This window comes from Listeria swaminathanii, assembly GCF_014229645.1.
Lineage (GTDB): Bacteria > Bacillota > Bacilli > Lactobacillales > Listeriaceae > Listeria > Listeria swaminathanii.
Genome location: NZ_JAATOD010000001.1, coordinates 77149 through 94014, shown reverse-complemented (window position 1 = coordinate 94014; position 16866 = coordinate 77149). Strand labels below are relative to the sequence as shown.

Annotated in this window: 15 protein-coding genes and 1 pseudogene; 3 read left to right on the top strand and 13 right to left on the bottom strand. The window is 34.3% G+C overall.

Annotated elements, in window-relative coordinates:
• Window positions 1-5: 5 nt before the first annotated feature.
• From HCX62_RS00440 to HCX62_RS14010, 8 genes are all read right to left on the bottom strand, one after another.
• Window positions 6-644: a DUF998 domain-containing protein gene (locus HCX62_RS00440; RefSeq protein ID WP_185636619.1), complete on the bottom strand. Its 639-nt coding sequence runs from the start codon at window positions 642-644 to the stop codon at window positions 6-8.
• Between the two features lie 388 nt (window positions 645-1032).
• Window positions 1033-1590: a LysR family transcriptional regulator gene (locus HCX62_RS14015; RefSeq protein ID WP_260490785.1), complete on the bottom strand. Its 558-nt coding sequence runs from the start codon at window positions 1588-1590 to the stop codon at window positions 1033-1035.
• Between the two features lie 2172 nt (window positions 1591-3762).
• The gene (locus tag HCX62_RS00430) at window positions 3763-4032 is read right to left on the bottom strand and encodes a hypothetical protein (RefSeq protein WP_185636618.1); all 270 of its coding nucleotides are present in this window, start codon (window positions 4030-4032) and stop codon (window positions 3763-3765) included.
• 395 nt (window positions 4033-4427) lie between these two features.
• Window positions 4428-5489, bottom strand: coding sequence for a site-specific DNA-methyltransferase (locus HCX62_RS00425; protein ID WP_185531326.1), 1062 nt, complete (start codon window positions 5487-5489; stop codon window positions 4428-4430).
• 13 nt (window positions 5490-5502) lie between these two features.
• Complete coding sequence (locus tag HCX62_RS00420) at window positions 5503-6849, bottom strand: DNA adenine methylase (RefSeq protein ID WP_185636617.1); 1347 nt, start codon at window positions 6847-6849, stop codon at window positions 5503-5505.
• Between the two features lie 18 nt (window positions 6850-6867).
• Entirely contained in the window at window positions 6868-8019 is a 1152-nt protein-coding gene (locus HCX62_RS00415) for a phospholipase D family protein (RefSeq protein WP_185636616.1), read from the bottom strand.
• Between the two features lie 398 nt (window positions 8020-8417).
• The gene (locus HCX62_RS00410) at window positions 8418-8684 is read right to left on the bottom strand and encodes a hypothetical protein (RefSeq protein ID WP_221769157.1); all 267 of its coding nucleotides are present in this window, start codon (window positions 8682-8684) and stop codon (window positions 8418-8420) included.
• 129 nt (window positions 8685-8813) lie between these two features.
• Window positions 8814-8945, bottom strand: a complete 132-nt coding sequence (locus HCX62_RS14010; RefSeq protein ID WP_260451952.1) for a hypothetical protein — start codon at window positions 8943-8945, stop codon at window positions 8814-8816.
• Window positions 8946-9096: 151 nt separating this feature from the next.
• On the opposite strand from HCX62_RS14010, the gene HCX62_RS14085 reads away from it, so the two are divergent.
• Complete coding sequence (locus HCX62_RS14085) at window positions 9097-9243, top strand: DUF3173 family protein (protein ID WP_228467948.1); 147 nt, start codon at window positions 9097-9099, stop codon at window positions 9241-9243.
• Between the two features lie 43 nt (window positions 9244-9286).
• A pseudogene (locus HCX62_RS14170) lies at window positions 9287-10392 on the top strand (site-specific integrase).
• Window positions 10393-10465: 73 nt separating this feature from the next.
• On the opposite strand, the gene HCX62_RS00395 reads toward HCX62_RS14170, so the two are convergent.
• Window positions 10466-10561, bottom strand: a complete 96-nt coding sequence (locus HCX62_RS00395) for a LysR family transcriptional regulator (protein ID WP_376702452.1) — start codon at window positions 10559-10561, stop codon at window positions 10466-10468.
• Window positions 10562-10714: 153 nt separating this feature from the next.
• Between HCX62_RS00395 and HCX62_RS00390 the strand changes: the two genes are divergently transcribed.
• The gene (locus tag HCX62_RS00390) at window positions 10715-11212 is read left to right on the top strand and encodes a GNAT family N-acetyltransferase (RefSeq protein ID WP_185636615.1); all 498 of its coding nucleotides are present in this window, start codon (window positions 10715-10717) and stop codon (window positions 11210-11212) included.
• A gap of 19 nt (window positions 11213-11231) precedes the next feature.
• On the opposite strand, the gene rlmH is transcribed toward HCX62_RS00390, so the two are convergent.
• The 4 genes from rlmH to HCX62_RS00370 form a co-directional block, all read right to left on the bottom strand.
• Window positions 11232-11711 carry a 23S rRNA (pseudouridine(1915)-N(3))-methyltransferase RlmH gene (gene rlmH, locus HCX62_RS00385; RefSeq protein WP_185636614.1) on the bottom strand — a complete coding sequence of 160 codons (480 nt, stop codon included), beginning with the start codon at window positions 11709-11711 and terminating at the stop codon, window positions 11232-11234.
• Between the two features lie 120 nt (window positions 11712-11831).
• Window positions 11832-13709, bottom strand: coding sequence for a beta-glucoside-specific PTS transporter subunit IIABC (locus tag HCX62_RS00380; RefSeq protein WP_185636613.1), 1878 nt, complete (start codon window positions 13707-13709; stop codon window positions 11832-11834).
• 122 nt (window positions 13710-13831) lie between these two features.
• Window positions 13832-14677, bottom strand: coding sequence for a BglG family transcription antiterminator LicT (licT, locus tag HCX62_RS00375; RefSeq protein ID WP_031671577.1), 846 nt, complete (start codon window positions 14675-14677; stop codon window positions 13832-13834).
• Between the two features lie 46 nt (window positions 14678-14723).
• On the bottom strand, window positions 14724-16142 hold the full coding sequence (locus tag HCX62_RS00370) for a glycoside hydrolase family 1 protein (RefSeq protein WP_185636612.1): 1419 nt from the start codon (window positions 16140-16142) through the stop codon (window positions 14724-14726).
• Window positions 16143-16866 lie beyond the last annotated feature (724 nt).

The following is a 16866-nucleotide window of genomic DNA, read 5'->3' as shown; positions in this document are numbered from 1 at the left end:
AAAATCTAGGGTTTTCTAATCCGATCAACACCAAAAACAACAATCGGTAAATAATTAAAAAAGAAACTAATCCGCTGACAAAAACCAATTTTATCTAAAACCGGCAAGTCATTCACAGCAGGAATCCGCGCAAGCCCATAAACACCAGCCGACAGCAAACTAACGATGAGTAAAACTAGATAGACATTGCTGCGGGTTTTATCGCCAGTTTTCCGGTAAAGTATGACCAGAAACAACGGAAAAATCAAAAACCCCGCATAACCAAGCCCTGACCCAATATTATGAACCCAAGTCGAAAACGTCCAACTCGCCTGCTCCGTATCAATACTAAACAACCCCGTAAAAATACAATCGCCAATCCCATACAAACCAATCGCAGAAACGAGCAAAATCGCCAAAGTCCGCGAAGTTTTAACAACGCTCTGATAAATCGCCGGCAAAGCGAGCACAAAAAACACCCCAGACACCACCGACCAAACCAAAAACGCTCCCCGCACCGGACTAGCCACATCCCCAAACACACTCATAACCTGCGTCATTTGGTTTAATTCTGGGTAAAATATTCCGAGTATGTAGGGTGTTAGGAAATCACTTAGGACAGCGAGTAATAAGAAGTAAAAACCGTATTTTTTTAGAAAGGTCATTTTTCACACTCCTAAAACTTAATTTTGTATAGTCTTATGGTTTAAAAATCTACTTAATCAGTATAACTGATTTCCAAACAAATTGGTCAGAAGTCCTCTTTTCCCGCCTCCAATATCTCAATAAAACACACTAAATTCGGAGACATCCACCTTTTTCCATGATAACTATAAACCGTTGCTATTTCTTGATTATCCATAGGACTTGGCACCTTGCGTATCAGCCCTTTTCCAAGCTCCTCCCCAAACACTAAATTCGGGAAAACAGCAATACCTAAATTATTAATCACGCATCATTTAATCGATTCAATACTCCCAGCTTCCATTCGGTGGTTAAGGGTGATATTCCGCTCTTTAATCATCGCTTCAAAATGTTTTTGATAAATACTATTCACATCATTCGATAAAAAAGATACATCAAATTCTTTATTTTCATTAAAAAATTTATGGACTCTATCTCTTTTTGAGCACTCGTAATTATAGAAATAGAGTGCGACCCCAATTTACTTTTGGTAATCTGATCACTTTTTTCACCAACATCATAATAAATGCCTAAATCAACTAAACTATTTTCAACCTCGTACGGAATTTCAAAGCAATTTAACGTTTTTAAATACAATTTTACATTGGGAGCTTTTTCATGGAATTCCTTTAAAATGGACTGCATTTGGTATGTGAGTATACTTTCGGGGACGGCAATCCGTAATTCACCTTTTAACTCCGCATTATTTGAATAGTTTTTCATGGTGTTGTATGTTTCAAGTATCTGATTCACAGAAGGCAGCAAAGCGCTCCCCGCTGAGGTTAAAACCATTTTTCGACCAAATTTATCGAATAGTTTCACATGAAGCTCTTGTTCTAGTTGTTGGATTTGCGTAGTTACTGTCGATTGGGAATAAAGAGCTAACATAATATGAATGGGGAATGCCGATAAATCAACGTTTTTCAACTTATAAAATGCTTGATTTCATTAAAAATGATATGGTTCCCTACCATTTTCCCTATCAAAATAAAACCCCGCTAAGATGATTCTTGGCAGGGGATTTTTTTATAGTTGTACTTTTAATAGCATCATCAACTTATTCGCTTTATCTAGCTTCAATATTTTCAAAACAAAAAGTATTGAAAACATCAAGATTCTTAGAATAAATGTATTAATTCTCATTCTAAGAAAATCGGTTAAAGCATGAATGATGTAGAAACTCAAAGGAAGATTCATCAGTATTTGTACTTTTTAAAGTACGACCACTAAGTTCGGATTAATTTTATATTTTCCAATAATTCAACGGTATTCATCCGGTCAGTTCTATCAATCCTATATTGAGGAGCTACAAAGCTATCTTGCCAGAATATGCATAATTCGTTATTCACATTTGTAATTTCAACTACATTAGGATATTTTTCTCTATGATTATTTATGTTAGTAAACTTATTTCTCCCTAAAATTGCATCACTAGCAATAGCTATTAAGACTTCATCTGATAGATTTTTTTATTCAACTTAATATATATCCTATTTTTGCCAACTGCTGATAACTCTTTTGCTTCTTGAATACAGTTTGATATATTACGATCAATCTGTTCATACTTCCGAAATTTAATTTTTCTTGCTAATAGCTCTACGCAGTATTTAACATACGGATATACCCGATTTTTATATTCACTAAATATTATTTTCTTTTCAATGAAAACATTTCTCTAATTAAGTAAATCACCGGTATATTGATTATCCAAACCAATGATTCTAAATCAAATGATAATCAGGAATTCAACGTAAAAACATCATTAATATTCTTAATAAACTGCGAAAAATAACTAATGATTATAAACAAAGAGATTGTTATTAAGAAAAAACAGAAGAATTTAGCTACTATTTTTGTATCTTCTTTTTGCTTTCCAATTGCTATTAAGATAGAAAGTATTGTCAAAATAAACACTAATGTTATTTCCTAAACAACAGAAAAAGTATAAGATGAGTTTATAAACAATGGAATTGCATCAAGTCCAAATAATTCTGCTTTCTGTTCATGAAATAGTTGTTTGAAATTGAATTTTTTTAAATAAGCGACTATAGGATATACAGAGAAAAACAGTATAATTAGATAATCTTTTATATATCCGAGTGAATTTTCTTTATCTGCAAAATAGTAGACTATACATAAATAAAGGAAATTGAAGCCGATAATCACAATAGAAATGGGATTTAGCAGAAATTCAAGTGTATATTTAACAACATCCATTAAAAAATCTAAAATACCATTTTTTCTTCAGAATAAATTTTGAAATCTGTATTCTTTAAATATGTTTCCATTATTTGGTTGCTTTAAAAAAATTTATTGTAAGAACGTTTAATTAAGAGATTCCTTTTGGTTTCCTATTTTTTCCTGTTAAATTTGTAACTAGGGAACTTTTTGGTAAAAATAGGAACCTTTATATTCAGAGTGGAAATATAATAACATAACACGATATTTGGAGCGACAATGTCGTTATTTCAGGATTTTCGCAACATATTATCCCTTAACTTTTGCGTGTTTTTGCATTTTTCTGGTTCCTATTTTTAGGAACTGTATTTTCCGTTCATTCTTTGTTTTTTATAATTTTTCGTTATTTTAACGAGAGGTGGATTCATTTCAACAATTTTGAAAATCAGGTGTTGTGGGAAATGACGTGAAACTAACTTTTTTAGTAAAAAAAGCATTCCCAACGAAAATTTGTTAAGAATGCTTGTATTGTTATTCTGTTGCTGCATATACATACGCTTGATACCAAACTGTTGTGTATTTTGTTTGACCTGTCCATACATCAGTATATGCTTCTTGTTTTGATGTTAAAATCAAGTTCGCTAACCACACATTAGCGTCGAGAATGTCGAACTTGTGCCCGTCTTGATAGGAGACCTCCGTATTTGCCTACAATGCTCTCTGCAAGTTTGTCTGCTAACTTTAAAGCATCGTTCATAGATTTTACTTCTCATGAATCAAGTCGCTTTGGAACGTTGCTAGGTCATTCGTTACGTATAAGACATTTTTAAATTTATCAATAATTTTTGCTTCTTCTTATTTCGATTTTTCAATGTCCCAATGTAGATAACCCTTTTTGTGGTATTCTGCTTTTGATGCAGCCTAATCTACTAAATCATCAGATACGGTTACAGTTCTTAATCCGTTTGCAATACGGTACATATTGATTTTATCTAGAATTGCTTTACGCATGGCTTCTTCTGTGACGGTATATGTTCCATTGTCGTTTGTCTTTACAAGGTCTTTTACAGTTTTACTGTTATCGAAGTCGTTTAATTCGTCTTTGTTGTCAATAACGATGTTACCTGCTTCAGATTCATCTTTTGGTTTGTCTAGTTTATTCTGTTTTATTCTTATCTTTGTCCTTTTCACGTGTATTAGATGTTCTTGATTGTTTTTTTAGAGTGTTTTCAGTTGGTACAATCATTATTCATCATTTCTTTTCCGATTATTCGTTACTTTCTTTGGCAAGCCTTGCTTGCAACAAGGTAATTTTGAATACACTAACATATTTATGATTAAATTTTAAATCTCAATAGTGTGAATCTTTATAATGAATAATTAGTATTCTAAAAATAACTTGATTGAAAATGATAATAAAAATTTTAAAAAAAGAGCCCTATAGTTATATATTTATAAATGAAAATATTTATTTTTTATGCATACATAAAATTTGTAAAATATAAACAGAAGGTTATTTGTTACTCATAAGTTTATACGAATAGCAATTAACCTTCTGTTTTATCAAACAATCTATTCTATTACATTTACTTCAAAACCGGTTCATCTTTTGACATATCTATAAAAGAAATCTTAAAATCTCTCTTATTTGCCTTATTTGTCTTATTCACTCTCTCGTAGATAATGTCTACTGCATGGTTTCCAATTTCAATCCCTATAAAGTTCCTATTGTATTTCATTGCAACAGAGCATGTTGTCCCAGATCCTGCATATGCATCAAGAATCCAATCATCTTCATTACTTGATATTTCAATAATTCTTTTAAGTAATCTTTCAGGTTTTGGTGTCTCAAATGGCTCCATACTTGGAAATAAACTTATAAGCTCTTTCTTAGCTTCTTCAGTAGTACCAACATCTTCACCAAACCACAAAGTTTCGGGCGTCAGTCCTATTTTAGCATCCTTCAAAAATTTTTTCTTCCGCGGAACATTATCTCCCGTTTTCCCAAACCATATATTGTTATTTTCTATTTCCTGTAACATTCGTTCTTGATTATGAACCCACACTCTCCCTTTTGGAGGATAATGAATTCTTCCATTCGGACTTTTCAGTCCATAATATTGCGAATCAACTGCATGACCGTTTTGAGCACTTAACGAAACTGATTGCCATAATCCTCTGGGATCGTTATCAGGATTCTTATACCGATCAATAAGTTCTTCAGTAGGTGGAAGAAGGTTGCGTGAACTCTTAAATGATTTAATAGATTTTGCATATACAAGAATATACTCATTATTACGAGAAAAAATATTTCTATTTTCTCTGCTGAGTTTGTGATTCCAAATAATAGTTGTAACAAAATTATTCCTTCCAAAGATGGCATCTAATCCAACTTTTAAGTAGTGAACCTCTGCATCGTTTATAGATATCCAAAAGCTTCCATCTTCAGTTAAAAACTCATGAAGCATAACAGCTCTTTGTTCAACTTCTTTTAACCATTTTTCTTGTTTTTTATCATTGTAATATTTGTAACTTTCTCCATTATTATATGGAGGATCTATATATACACATTTTATTTTTCTTTTAAATTGATCCTTAATTGACTCAAGAACAGTAAGGTTATCTCCCTTAATAATAATACCTTCCATTATAGCATTCTCCTTACTTCATAATGATTAATATTTCAGCATTTTGAATAACATTTAAATGTGTCGATTTTTTATTTAGTTTAGAATGTTTAAATTCTCCAGGTGTTGTAGTTTTAACTTCAGAAAAATATTTTTTTGCTAATTCTTCTAGTTTTTCAATCGAAATAACGCGTGGTGTAGTGCTATGGTCATTGCTATCAGGTGAATAAGATAGAATAAGCGGAACGTTGTGAGAAGAAACTAAACTAAATAAATCCTCAAAAGCTTTAGGTGCTTTTGAGATAGTAGAAAACTCAGATTGAACTCGGTCTTCTCTATATAGACCTTTACTTAATTTTGTTATCCCACCAGTTGTAGTTGTTGTGATTTCAGGAACATCGTGTTTACTGATAGTTTCTAATACATGATAGTATCTACTATAATGATACCTAGTATAAGGCGGATCAGCATAAACTACTGCGGTATCACTTGATAATGAGGATAAAGCCTCTCTAAAGTCTCCAATAAACACATTATTCTCATATTCAAATTTTTGTTCTTTTTTCACTTCGATAATTTCATTTAATTTTTCATAAAAAATAGTTGATGGTTGCATGCTTCTATCTTTCATTGCTCTTTTATAGATTCCTTTTTTAGGGGCTCCCTGTTTGTTACGAACACTTAAAGGCTGAGCAAAATGTTTTCCAACTGTATTTACAATTTCACTTGCCAAGCCAAGTGTAGCAAATATGATTGCATCTTTTGCAACTCCATCAAATGTTTCTGAAATATTTAGAGCAGCATCAATAAAAATAGATTGCTCAAATGAGAAATATGCACCACCGTATAACCTACTTATCGCAACAGTATTGTCGGCTTCAATATTATTATCTTTCATATTTTTAACTACAGAGTTCAATATTTGAGAATATTTATTTCTTTTATCAGAAAAACCTCTTTGATTTGCTATAATTGAACAATTTTCAATGAAATACGCCATCACTTCATCTGATAAAGAGCTTTGAACTATATTTTCTTGTTCCAGCATTGGAGCAAAAATATAATTCATTTTTTGATATATCTCAGATGTTTCAATAGACAACATTTTTAATTTATCTAAAGAGTCCTCAGAAGATTTTTCCAATAAAGTTTTTGTAAGTAGACCAGAATAGTGTTGAACATCTACTGCAGTAACTGGATGTTGCTGCGATAAAAAAGCACTAACTGTTCCCGACCCAGAGAAAAGATCATAGATACGTCCACCACTTGGAGCCAGTAGATCAATTGTATTGTCAATAAAGTCCAACATTCTTAGCTTTGATCCAAGATAATGAATTGGACGTATATGAGAATTTGAGAAAAGATTAACTTGATTATTCATATTCATTACCTTTCTTATTTACATTGGAAAGCTTGGTATAGATTCTATAAAAATTTGATAATTTGTTACTATTCTTCTCTTAAGGCGAGAGTTATTACCTTCATAATTACTGTCTAAGAACTGAACTAAAGATTCATGAAAAAAACCACCAGGCATACTCAAAAGGTATTTGTACATACGAATACCAGTTCGAACAAATACTACAATTGGCTCACCATTCATAGGATAATCACCTGCATTCTTAGCAGCTTCGAGTTCGAATCGCCAGTTCCGGCTCATAACAGAGACTGCTTGCCTAGATTCTATATGTTCACTAAGTTCTCCATTCTCATTAACATTTTTGAGTAAGATTCGATACCCATTATTAACCCCAGCTTGTGCTCCAAAATAATTTTCAAATACATCTTTTGAAAAATTAACTTGGTTCCATCGAGTACCTGACTTGGGGACTTCTGCTATTAATACTTCGTTAATACCAAAACTACTCACTTGCCATATCTGATTATCATCCTGTTCATAAACATCATTGTTAGCATTATTCTCCTCTTCAAACAAAGGCTCTGAGGTTGTGTAGTTTATTATTGACGCAGCAGAGCTTGAAGCTAGCTTATTTGTTTTAAATCGCATATCATTTTCTTTTACTTTGGATATCACTTCAGTGGAATTAATTGGTTTCAAATTTTCTTCAATGGCACTCAACCATTCAAACCATTTTTCTTTAATTTCATAAAGTTCTTCATTATCTAGCTCTATAGAAACTATAGCTTCTGTGTTTTGACGCAATCCCCCAACCGTTAGATTACCAGATCCTAAAGTCAGTGTTCCACCATTTTGGTCGATGTTCTCAAACCAAGAAAATTTAGGATGAAATAATCGTCGAGGATTTGGATTCAAATAAGCCATCAGTGTTAAGTTACTATATTTTCCTTTTATTGAAATTAGTTCTTTAATTGCCTTTTCACTTGTAACAGAATCAATCCCGACTATTAAAGTATATTTGTATTCTCTTAAATAATCTTGGAAGAAGGTATCATTTAATAACAGTTGTACCCCACTAGCTGATATAAAAGCATATGCACCTCCCCCAGCAGAGGAAATCTTTATTTTCTTTAGTAGCACCTCATGCAAAGTTTCTGATTTGTCAGTTAATGGGTTTTGAATAATAAACATAAAATTCCTCCTTGATATTTATGTTTACTATTATTACACAATTAAGCGGAATTTTCACCTTCTTTTTTCGAGATGATAAAAAAAATCGTACGACAGCTGCTTACTTGCAAAAGACTAATTCAACATCTCTAAAAAGGATGAATTATCTTTTCATATTTAAAATACGCTTTTTTCTTCTATGTTTTTAATATTATCTAGTCCCATTCTTATGACTTTTCAGAAATTAAAGAATATTAATACCTTTAGTCAGAAAAATAAAGGACTCATTTTTTCTTATCACTGAATATTGATTTTTATACATTTTAAGTCCTTCATCTAGCTCAGTCAACTTCTTATTCACCCCCACGAAATGCTCAAAATAAGCATCTGTCCGATTAATCAACAAATCATTAGTACTTTTACTGCTGTTTAATAAAGCTTGCGATCTGCTGCAACTCGCCTGCACTTGCTTCTATCTCACTTGATTCCGCAATAAGCCGTTCTTTTGTACGATCTAACGCCTTGTTTCTATGAACCAACAATTTATTTTGATCTATTAAGCTATGGTAGTTTTTAATCACAACTTTATTTACAAGTCCATTCACATATTCAGTAATATCAGCGATCCCCGCACCATTGATTTTTTCATCTTTATAAATGCTTGTTAAATAGATTTCCAAGGACACAGTTATTTCTTTTGTCCATTTATCATTCACAAAAAAATCGATTGGCTCTTCTTGAATCTTTTAATACGTACCAGAAAGTGTAAAAATACACACTGCTTCAACTGCTGCATAATTATATAAAGTTAAAGGTCATCCTCCACCACCAGTTTTTTCTTTTTTCGTTTTGAGCTTACCGACAAATCCAATCTCTTTGTCAAAATCAACTTCTGAAATAGCACGTAAAAAAGAGGCCTCTGATATCTTTTTACCATTTTCAGCCAACTCTTCTATTGTTTCATTTATGGTATACCTTGTTTGATTTAACTCTTCAATTATCTTTTTTTGTTGTTCATCTATTAAACTTCACCTCCGAAATTAAATAAGCTTGCTATACCAGTCATTGTATCAATTTTTCAGGTATGACAAGAAAAATATGGTTTCAAAGATAGACCCTGAAAAATTGGGCTTTAAAATAAATCAATCCGTGCCAATTATTCGTCAGGTTAAAATTAAGATGGTGAACGCTGGTTATCCATACTATAATAATAAAAGGGGCGAGGGGGGGTACCTCGGCACCTAGTTGAAGAAATTATCGGTATTTCTCTTGAATTGGAGAAATAACCATGGCGAAAACAAAATATCCTTGCGTGTATCAAGATGCTAAAGGCATTTTTCGTATCTAATTGAACTTGGATTAGATAAAGTTACTGGGAAACAAATTAAGAAAAAAGGAACAAAAGATAAGTTAGGGAAGCGGTTTACCTCAGCAAAAGCAATGCGCTAAGAAGTCATGCGAATTAAAAGTGAATACCTTAAAAGTAATGTCTTTGCAAACTATGATTTAACCGATGAAGAGTTTATGGAGCAATCTTACATTCCTCATTATCAATCATCTGTGCAACGAAATACTTGGTATTCACGAGAATGTGGTTTAAAACAAATCACTAGTCATTTTGCTTATAAGAAATTGCGAGAAACTACTGTTACTAGACTGAGAGAACTATCGCATCTGGCTGTTAACTCAAAGTAGTTATTCTCAGGCATACGTTCATTAATGTATGGTATGTTTCGTAAATCGCTAAATTACGCCATTAATTTGCATTTCTTAAATGAAAATATTTCTATGAGCATATGTGTTTTGTAATGATTTGGCTGTACTACATGACTGGTGTCCGTGTCAGCGAAGGTCTAGCTTTAAACTGGAATGATGTTGATCTAAAGCGAAAGAAGTTACGAGTTCATCACACGTTGGACATGAAGAACCAAAGCGATTTTATTCGTAAACCTTACACTAAAACGGAGAGCGGTATGCGAATCATTTCATTAGATGATGATACTGTTTCAATACTGACAGAGTGGAAAGAAGTGCAGAAAAACCATGGTGTAGAACAATTTATTTTGAGTTACACAGACGTACCTTTATATCGTTCAACAATTCAACGCATTATTGGACGCTATGCTAAACTTGCAAAAGTTTATCCTATCCAGGGGAAAAGGATTACGGCATTCACATGTCAGCTACCTAATCAATGAATTTAATGCGGATATCCTAGTTGTATCACAACGTTTAAGACATTCATCACCAGAAATTACATTGAAGCATTATGCCCATTTATGGAGTCGTAATGACGAAGGAATTGCTAAACAAATGACAGGAAACATCCAATTTACTTTTGCAACGGAATCAAAAATACCTAATTTTAGTGGAAATCAGGCAGTAAAAATATAACCCTACCATTTCCCTACCAAAACGGAAAAACATAAAGCTAAATGTTGTTATATCAACGTTTATGTAATGTGAATTACGTTGAGTGGGCGTAATTTAATTTTCGAGCAGCTTCTTGAAAACTTCCCGTTTCTAAAATCGTTTTAAACGTTAGCAAATTTTTTAAGTCCATTGTTACTCCACGTCCTTTCCAATGGTTCAAAAAAACCGAATCATACATTCGATTTTTTTCGTTATTCAGAACTGTATTTTTGATGTAGTATAAATTGTACTAGGAAATAAGTCAAATTTTACTTAATACAATAAAAAGAAAGTTGGGTAACTAATGGAAATTAAACACTTTGCAAACAATCCAAAACACTTGGCGGAACTAGTCGACTTAATCAATTACTGCCAAAACATCGAAGCAGATCTAGATATTAAAATGGCTGAGCAAGCAGATATTTTCGAAATTGAAGATTATTATCAAAAGCAAGGTGGTCAATTTTGGATTGCTCTGCATGATAATAAAATTGTTGGCTCGATTGCCCTATTACCATTTGATAAAGAAACAGTCATTCTAAAAAAATTCTTCACTTATCCCGAATTTAGAGGAAATCCAATGCGTCTTGGCCATAATTTATTTGATGCTTTTTACGCGTTCTATACCGCGAATGATTTTTCACGGATTATTTTAGATACACCTGAAAATGAAAAGCGCTCGCATTATTTTTATGAGAAACAAGGATTTCAGCAAATTGCCCGAGAAGCTTTAGATATTGATTATCCTTTCCCTGATAGAAACTCGCGAATTTATGAACAAAAGAAAAATCGGATGAAATAACCCATTCATCCGATTTACGTCACTTATGATAAGGCTCCCCCCGAACAATCCGAAACGCCCGATAAACTTGCTCCACCAGCACCAACCTCATCAACTGGTGCGGCAACGTCAACCGTCCAAACGAAATCCGCTCATTACTCCGCTTCAACACCGCCTCACTAAGCCCCAGCGATCCACCAATCACAAACGTCACCTTACTCTTACCATAAGTCGCCAGCTTATCCAAATCCGCTGCAAATTCCTCACTCGACTTCATTTTCCCATCAATCGCCAGCGCTATCACATAGGCATCGTCCGGAATTTTCGCTAAAATCCGCACACCCTCTTTATCCTTCACTTGTTTCATTTCCGCGTCACTCAATACTTCTGGCGCTTTTTCATCCGGAACTTCAACAATCGTCACCTTCGCGTAGGCGCTCAGTCGTTTTAAATACTCCGCGATTCCTTGTACTAAATATTTTTCTTTCAGTTTTCCCACCGTTACAATTTGGATATTCATTTGCGCCACCCTCATCTTTATTAATACTTTTATCATACCTCAAATGGCACTTACAACTCTACCAAAAATTATAATTCCAAACAAAAAACACTATTCCCGCGAAAGAATAGTGTTTTTAAATCATTTCATTTTATTAATTACTTGAATCAGCCAATCTTCTCGCTCCATTACTGCATTTTCATCAGCGCCAATCACGTCCAAATAATTTTCTGTGTTTGTAACGATAACGGGTGTAATCGTTTCATATCCCGCTTGCTTAATTTCTGCTAAATCAAATGTCAACAGCAAATCTCCAGTCTTAACTTGATCGCCTTGTTTCACTTGAGGATGGAAATGAGTTCCGTTTAAATTAACCGTATCAATCCCTACGTGGATAAGCAATTCTACCCCTTCATCTGACCGCAAGCCAATCGCGTGTCCCGTTTTAAAGAAAGTAGCAATTTCTCCATTAAAGGGGGCATAAATTTCTCCAACTGTTGGGTTCACAGCCATTCCTTTGCCCATAATTTCTTCTGCAAAGGTCGCATCTGGCACATCTTTTAAAGCAACTGTAGTTCCGATTACTGGGGTTAAAATGGTTGTGTGTTCAATAGAAGAAGCTTTGTTTTGTTTCTTCGCTGTTCCTTTTGTATTTTTAGATGGTGCATCTTCAAATTTCATCAAGAATGTTAAAACGATTGTGATGGTGATTGTAAGTATCATCCCAATGATTAGATAAACAAATTTTGGTCCCATAAATACTGGTAAACTCATAATTCCCGGTAGAACAAATGCATTTCCTGTAACGCCAAAGCCTGTCACAAAAGCACCACCGATACCTGACCCAATTAAAGCTGCGATAAATGGTTTTTTCAGTCTCAAGTTAACCCCGTACATTGCTGGCTCGGTAATTCCTAAAAATCCTGCAATTGTTGATGATCCCGCGATTGCTTTTAAATCTTTGTTTTTTGTTTTCAAAAATACGGCTAATGCTGCTGCCGCTTGGCCCATGTTTGCCATTAAGAAAACCGGTAATAAATAGTCATGCCCAAGTACAGCGATATTTTGAATCGCAATTGGCATTAAACCGTAGTGCATTCCGACAATAACTAGTAATGGTCTAGTTGCCCCGAGAAGTCCACCAGCTAAAATTCCACCGTGTGCAAATAACCACGTAACACCTTCTGCAAGCCAAATACCTAAATATGATCCAAGTGGTCCAATAACAATTAATTGAATTGGAATAATCAGCATTAATACAATAGTTGGTGTAAATACAATCCCCAAAGAATCCGGCATCCATCTATCTACCCAACGATAAAGATAACTTAAAATCCAAACGGCTAAAATAATCGGAATAACTGTAGAACTATAATTGATAAAAGGAACTGGGAGACCAAACAAATCTAAACCAGTTGGTCCACCATTCGCAATGGCTTTCGCTCCTTCCATAATAATTGGATACATCATTCCCCCAGCTACAGCGACAGCAATAAACTCATTCGTTTTGAAGATTCGAGCTGCTGAAACTGCTAAGAAAAACGGTAAGAAGTAAAATACACAATCTGATACGATTTGTAGCATCGTTACAACACTACTAGTTGGCTCGACCCAGCCAAGTACAGTAACTAATCCTAAAAGACCTTTTAACATCCCAGCCCCAGCAATCGCAGGAACTATTGGCGAGAATATCGTCGAAATTACTTCAAAGAAACGCCCAATGAGATTTCCTTTTTTCTTTTCATCAGTTGTTTCTGTACTATCGCCTTGTTTAAAATCTCCAAGTTTTATTAATTCCTTATAAACTTTAGAAACTTTATTACCAATCACTACTTGAAATTGTCCGCTTTGAATTTGAACATTAATAACTCCTGGTAATTCCTCAATTTTTTCTTTATCCGCTAAATCGATCTTTTTCAAATGAAATCTAAGTCTTGTGTAGCAATGCATGACATCGGTAATATTTTTTTCGCCACCAACAAGGGCAAGTATCTCTTTTGCTAATTCTTGATTATTCATGGTTTTCCTCCAGTTCATTTGTAATAAAAAAGACCCAAATAAAAGATACAACGACTTAAAATTAAGTGTCCTTATCTTTTATTTAGGTCACGCCTGCCGAACAGTAACGATCCTACAATAAATTATTTTGTTTTTTCTCTAGTAGTAACTCGGTGGATGTGCAGCGCAAGGTATAATACCTCATCATGATTGACTGTCCAGCCCATTGTTTCTTCCAGTAATTTCTTCACTTTTAAGGCACATTCAAAAGCTTTTGGATATTTACTTTTTACTACATCATAAAGAATTGCTTCTTCCACTACATCTGATTCTTTTTTCATTTGTCGCAAAATGAAGTAACGCAAATGTGTAATTAAACGCGCATAATTTAATGAATCTTCATCTACTTGAATAAGGTAATGATAGTTAATAATATCTAAAATTTTCGCAACCAAAGTTGTCATTTCAAAAGCTTGTTCTACTTCTGCCGTGCCAAATCTAGCATTTACAAAATGCATCGCGATGGGAACAACTTCTTCTTTAGGCAATTCAATATTTGCGCTTTCTTTCATCCAAGCGATAACTGATTCGGCAAATGCTACTTCTTCCGGATACATATGACGAATTTCCCATTTTAGCGGATAATCAATTTGAATTCCTTCTTTTACCCGAGTTATTGCGAAATTTATATGATCAGCAAGTGGAATAAGTAAATTATCCGTAATATGCGGGCCAAGTTCCTGCTTACCACTTTTCACCAAATGGCCGCACAGTTGAATAACCTCTAAAGGAACTTCGTCAAAAAAAGCATCCAATTTTCCTTCTGTCGCTTCATCATTCAACACAAATGTTTTTTCTACATTAGTTAAATCAACCGGGTCTCCTGGAAACTTTTGATAACCAATACCTTTTCCCATCAGAATTTTTTCTACTGTCGGATTTTCAATGACTAAAACAACATTATTATTAAAAACTTTTTTTATTATCATCTTTTATTCCTCTTCAATAGTTTAGTTTATATCTAGGAAAGTTAAGTTATGACAGGTTTTCTCCATTTGAAGTAATGACTTTTTGATACCAATAAAAACTTTGCTTTTTAATTCTGCGCATCTCTTTTAAATCAAAGTTTTCTCGGTCAATATATACAAATCCATAGCGCTTATCCATGCCATTTCGACCACTGACAACATCCATAAAGCTCCACGAACAGTAACCAAGCACAGTTACACCATCATTAAACGCCAATTTCACTTGTTTTATGTGTTCTTTTAAATACATAATTCGGTAATCGTCATTTATTATATCTCCTGCTTCTAGTTTATCATATGCGCCCATTCCATTTTCTGTAATTATTAAAGGCAAGTGATATCGTTCATGCAATTCTCGTAACGTTAAACGTAAGCCAACTGGATCAATTTCCCAGCCCCAATCTGTCGCCGTAAGTTGTTGATTTTTTATTACTTGGAAAACGCCAGCCTCGGCCTCTGGTAATAAAGACTCTTTTTGATAACCAATCGGAAATTTTTCTGTTGTCGGAAATGCCTTAACCGCCTCGGAAAAATAATAGTTCACACCAATCATCGTTGGCGGATTTTCTTTCATTAATTGCATATCTCCCGCTTCTATTTCTGGCGCAAAGTCCCGGTCAAGCAAATACTGCCAAAATGGGAGACGGTACTCACCATTACAATGTAAATCCAGTAAGTAATTATGTTTAACGAGCATCGCATCTTGGCTTGCAAGCACATCTTCTGGATTTGAACTCGCTGGGTGAATCATGGAAAATGAAACTGCTGGCCCGATTTTCCCTGTTATTCCAAGCTCATGGAATGTTTTAATCGTTGCAGCTGTTGCAAGGCACATATGATGGTTTGCCTGATATCCAAGTTTCAACTGTTCATGCTTCGTCTTCCCAGTAAGACCCAAACGACTTGGAATCCGCACTACATGATCCTGTTCATTAATCGTCAGCCAATATTTAACACGATCGCCGTATGTTTTAAATAAAAATTCTGCATACGCGCGGTAATCTTCCACACTGTTCCGCGATACCCAACCACCATATTCTTCTACTAGCCCTTGCGGATAATCAAAGTGATAAATAGTCACAAGCGGTTCAATTCCATACTTACAAAGTTCATCAATTAAATCGTTATAAAAATCGACCCCTTTTTGGTTAACCGTTCCCCGCCCAGTTGGGAAAATCCGTGTCCAAGCAATAGAGAAACGATACACTTTAAGGCCTAAATCTGCCATCAAGGCCACGTCTTCTTTCATTCGATGATAATGATCCACCGCAATCGTAAAATCAGTTATTTCCGGGTTTTTCGCCATTACATCAATAACAGATAACCCTTTTCCATCTTCCTGCCAAGCACCTTCCACTTGAAAAGAAGACGTCGAAGCTCCCCACAAAAAATCATTTGGGAATGCTTTATTTTTTCTGAATTCCATATGCACATGCCTCCTAGTCATTTTTTTGCACAAAAAAATGACCCGAAACTAGACAAAAGCTCACGAGATTTCTCTCGATAAGTTTCTATCTTATTCCGGGTCATGCCTGATCGAATCAGTAACAATCCTTTAATTAACCATTATGATACAAGATAAAGCGCTTTCTGTCAATGATGATTTTTCTCAACCTGTTTAACTACTTTTTTATTTCGTTAATTCGGCAAAGAGGCTAAATCATTTTCCACCCCCAAAAAACTATTCCACAGGTTATCCCGTCCTTATACACAAGTTATCCCCAAAAATTATCCACATATCCACAGGCGGATTCTCTATTTTGTGTCCGAACGTACATTCTCCACAATATATATGATACGCTATTTTCACTATCCACAGCTTATCCACAAGCAAAACTGTCATCTAAACAGCCTGAATCCAAATCCACCCAAACAATGAAACCCCTTCTCTTGCAGCCACCCCCGCCATCCACATTCCCGCGTAAAGTTATTTTCCTTGTCACATATTCGACTTACAAAAACAGAAAATGTGGATAAATGGCTTTCTATCCACATTTTTCTTTTTTGACCTATATTTTCGCAAAAAATGCGTTTTTTTCAAAAATAAATCTGTGTTTATTGATTAAATTATCAAAATTGTTCTTTTCCACAAGATATTCACTGCTTACACACAGGTTATCCACAGAAGTTATCCACATATCCACAAACCT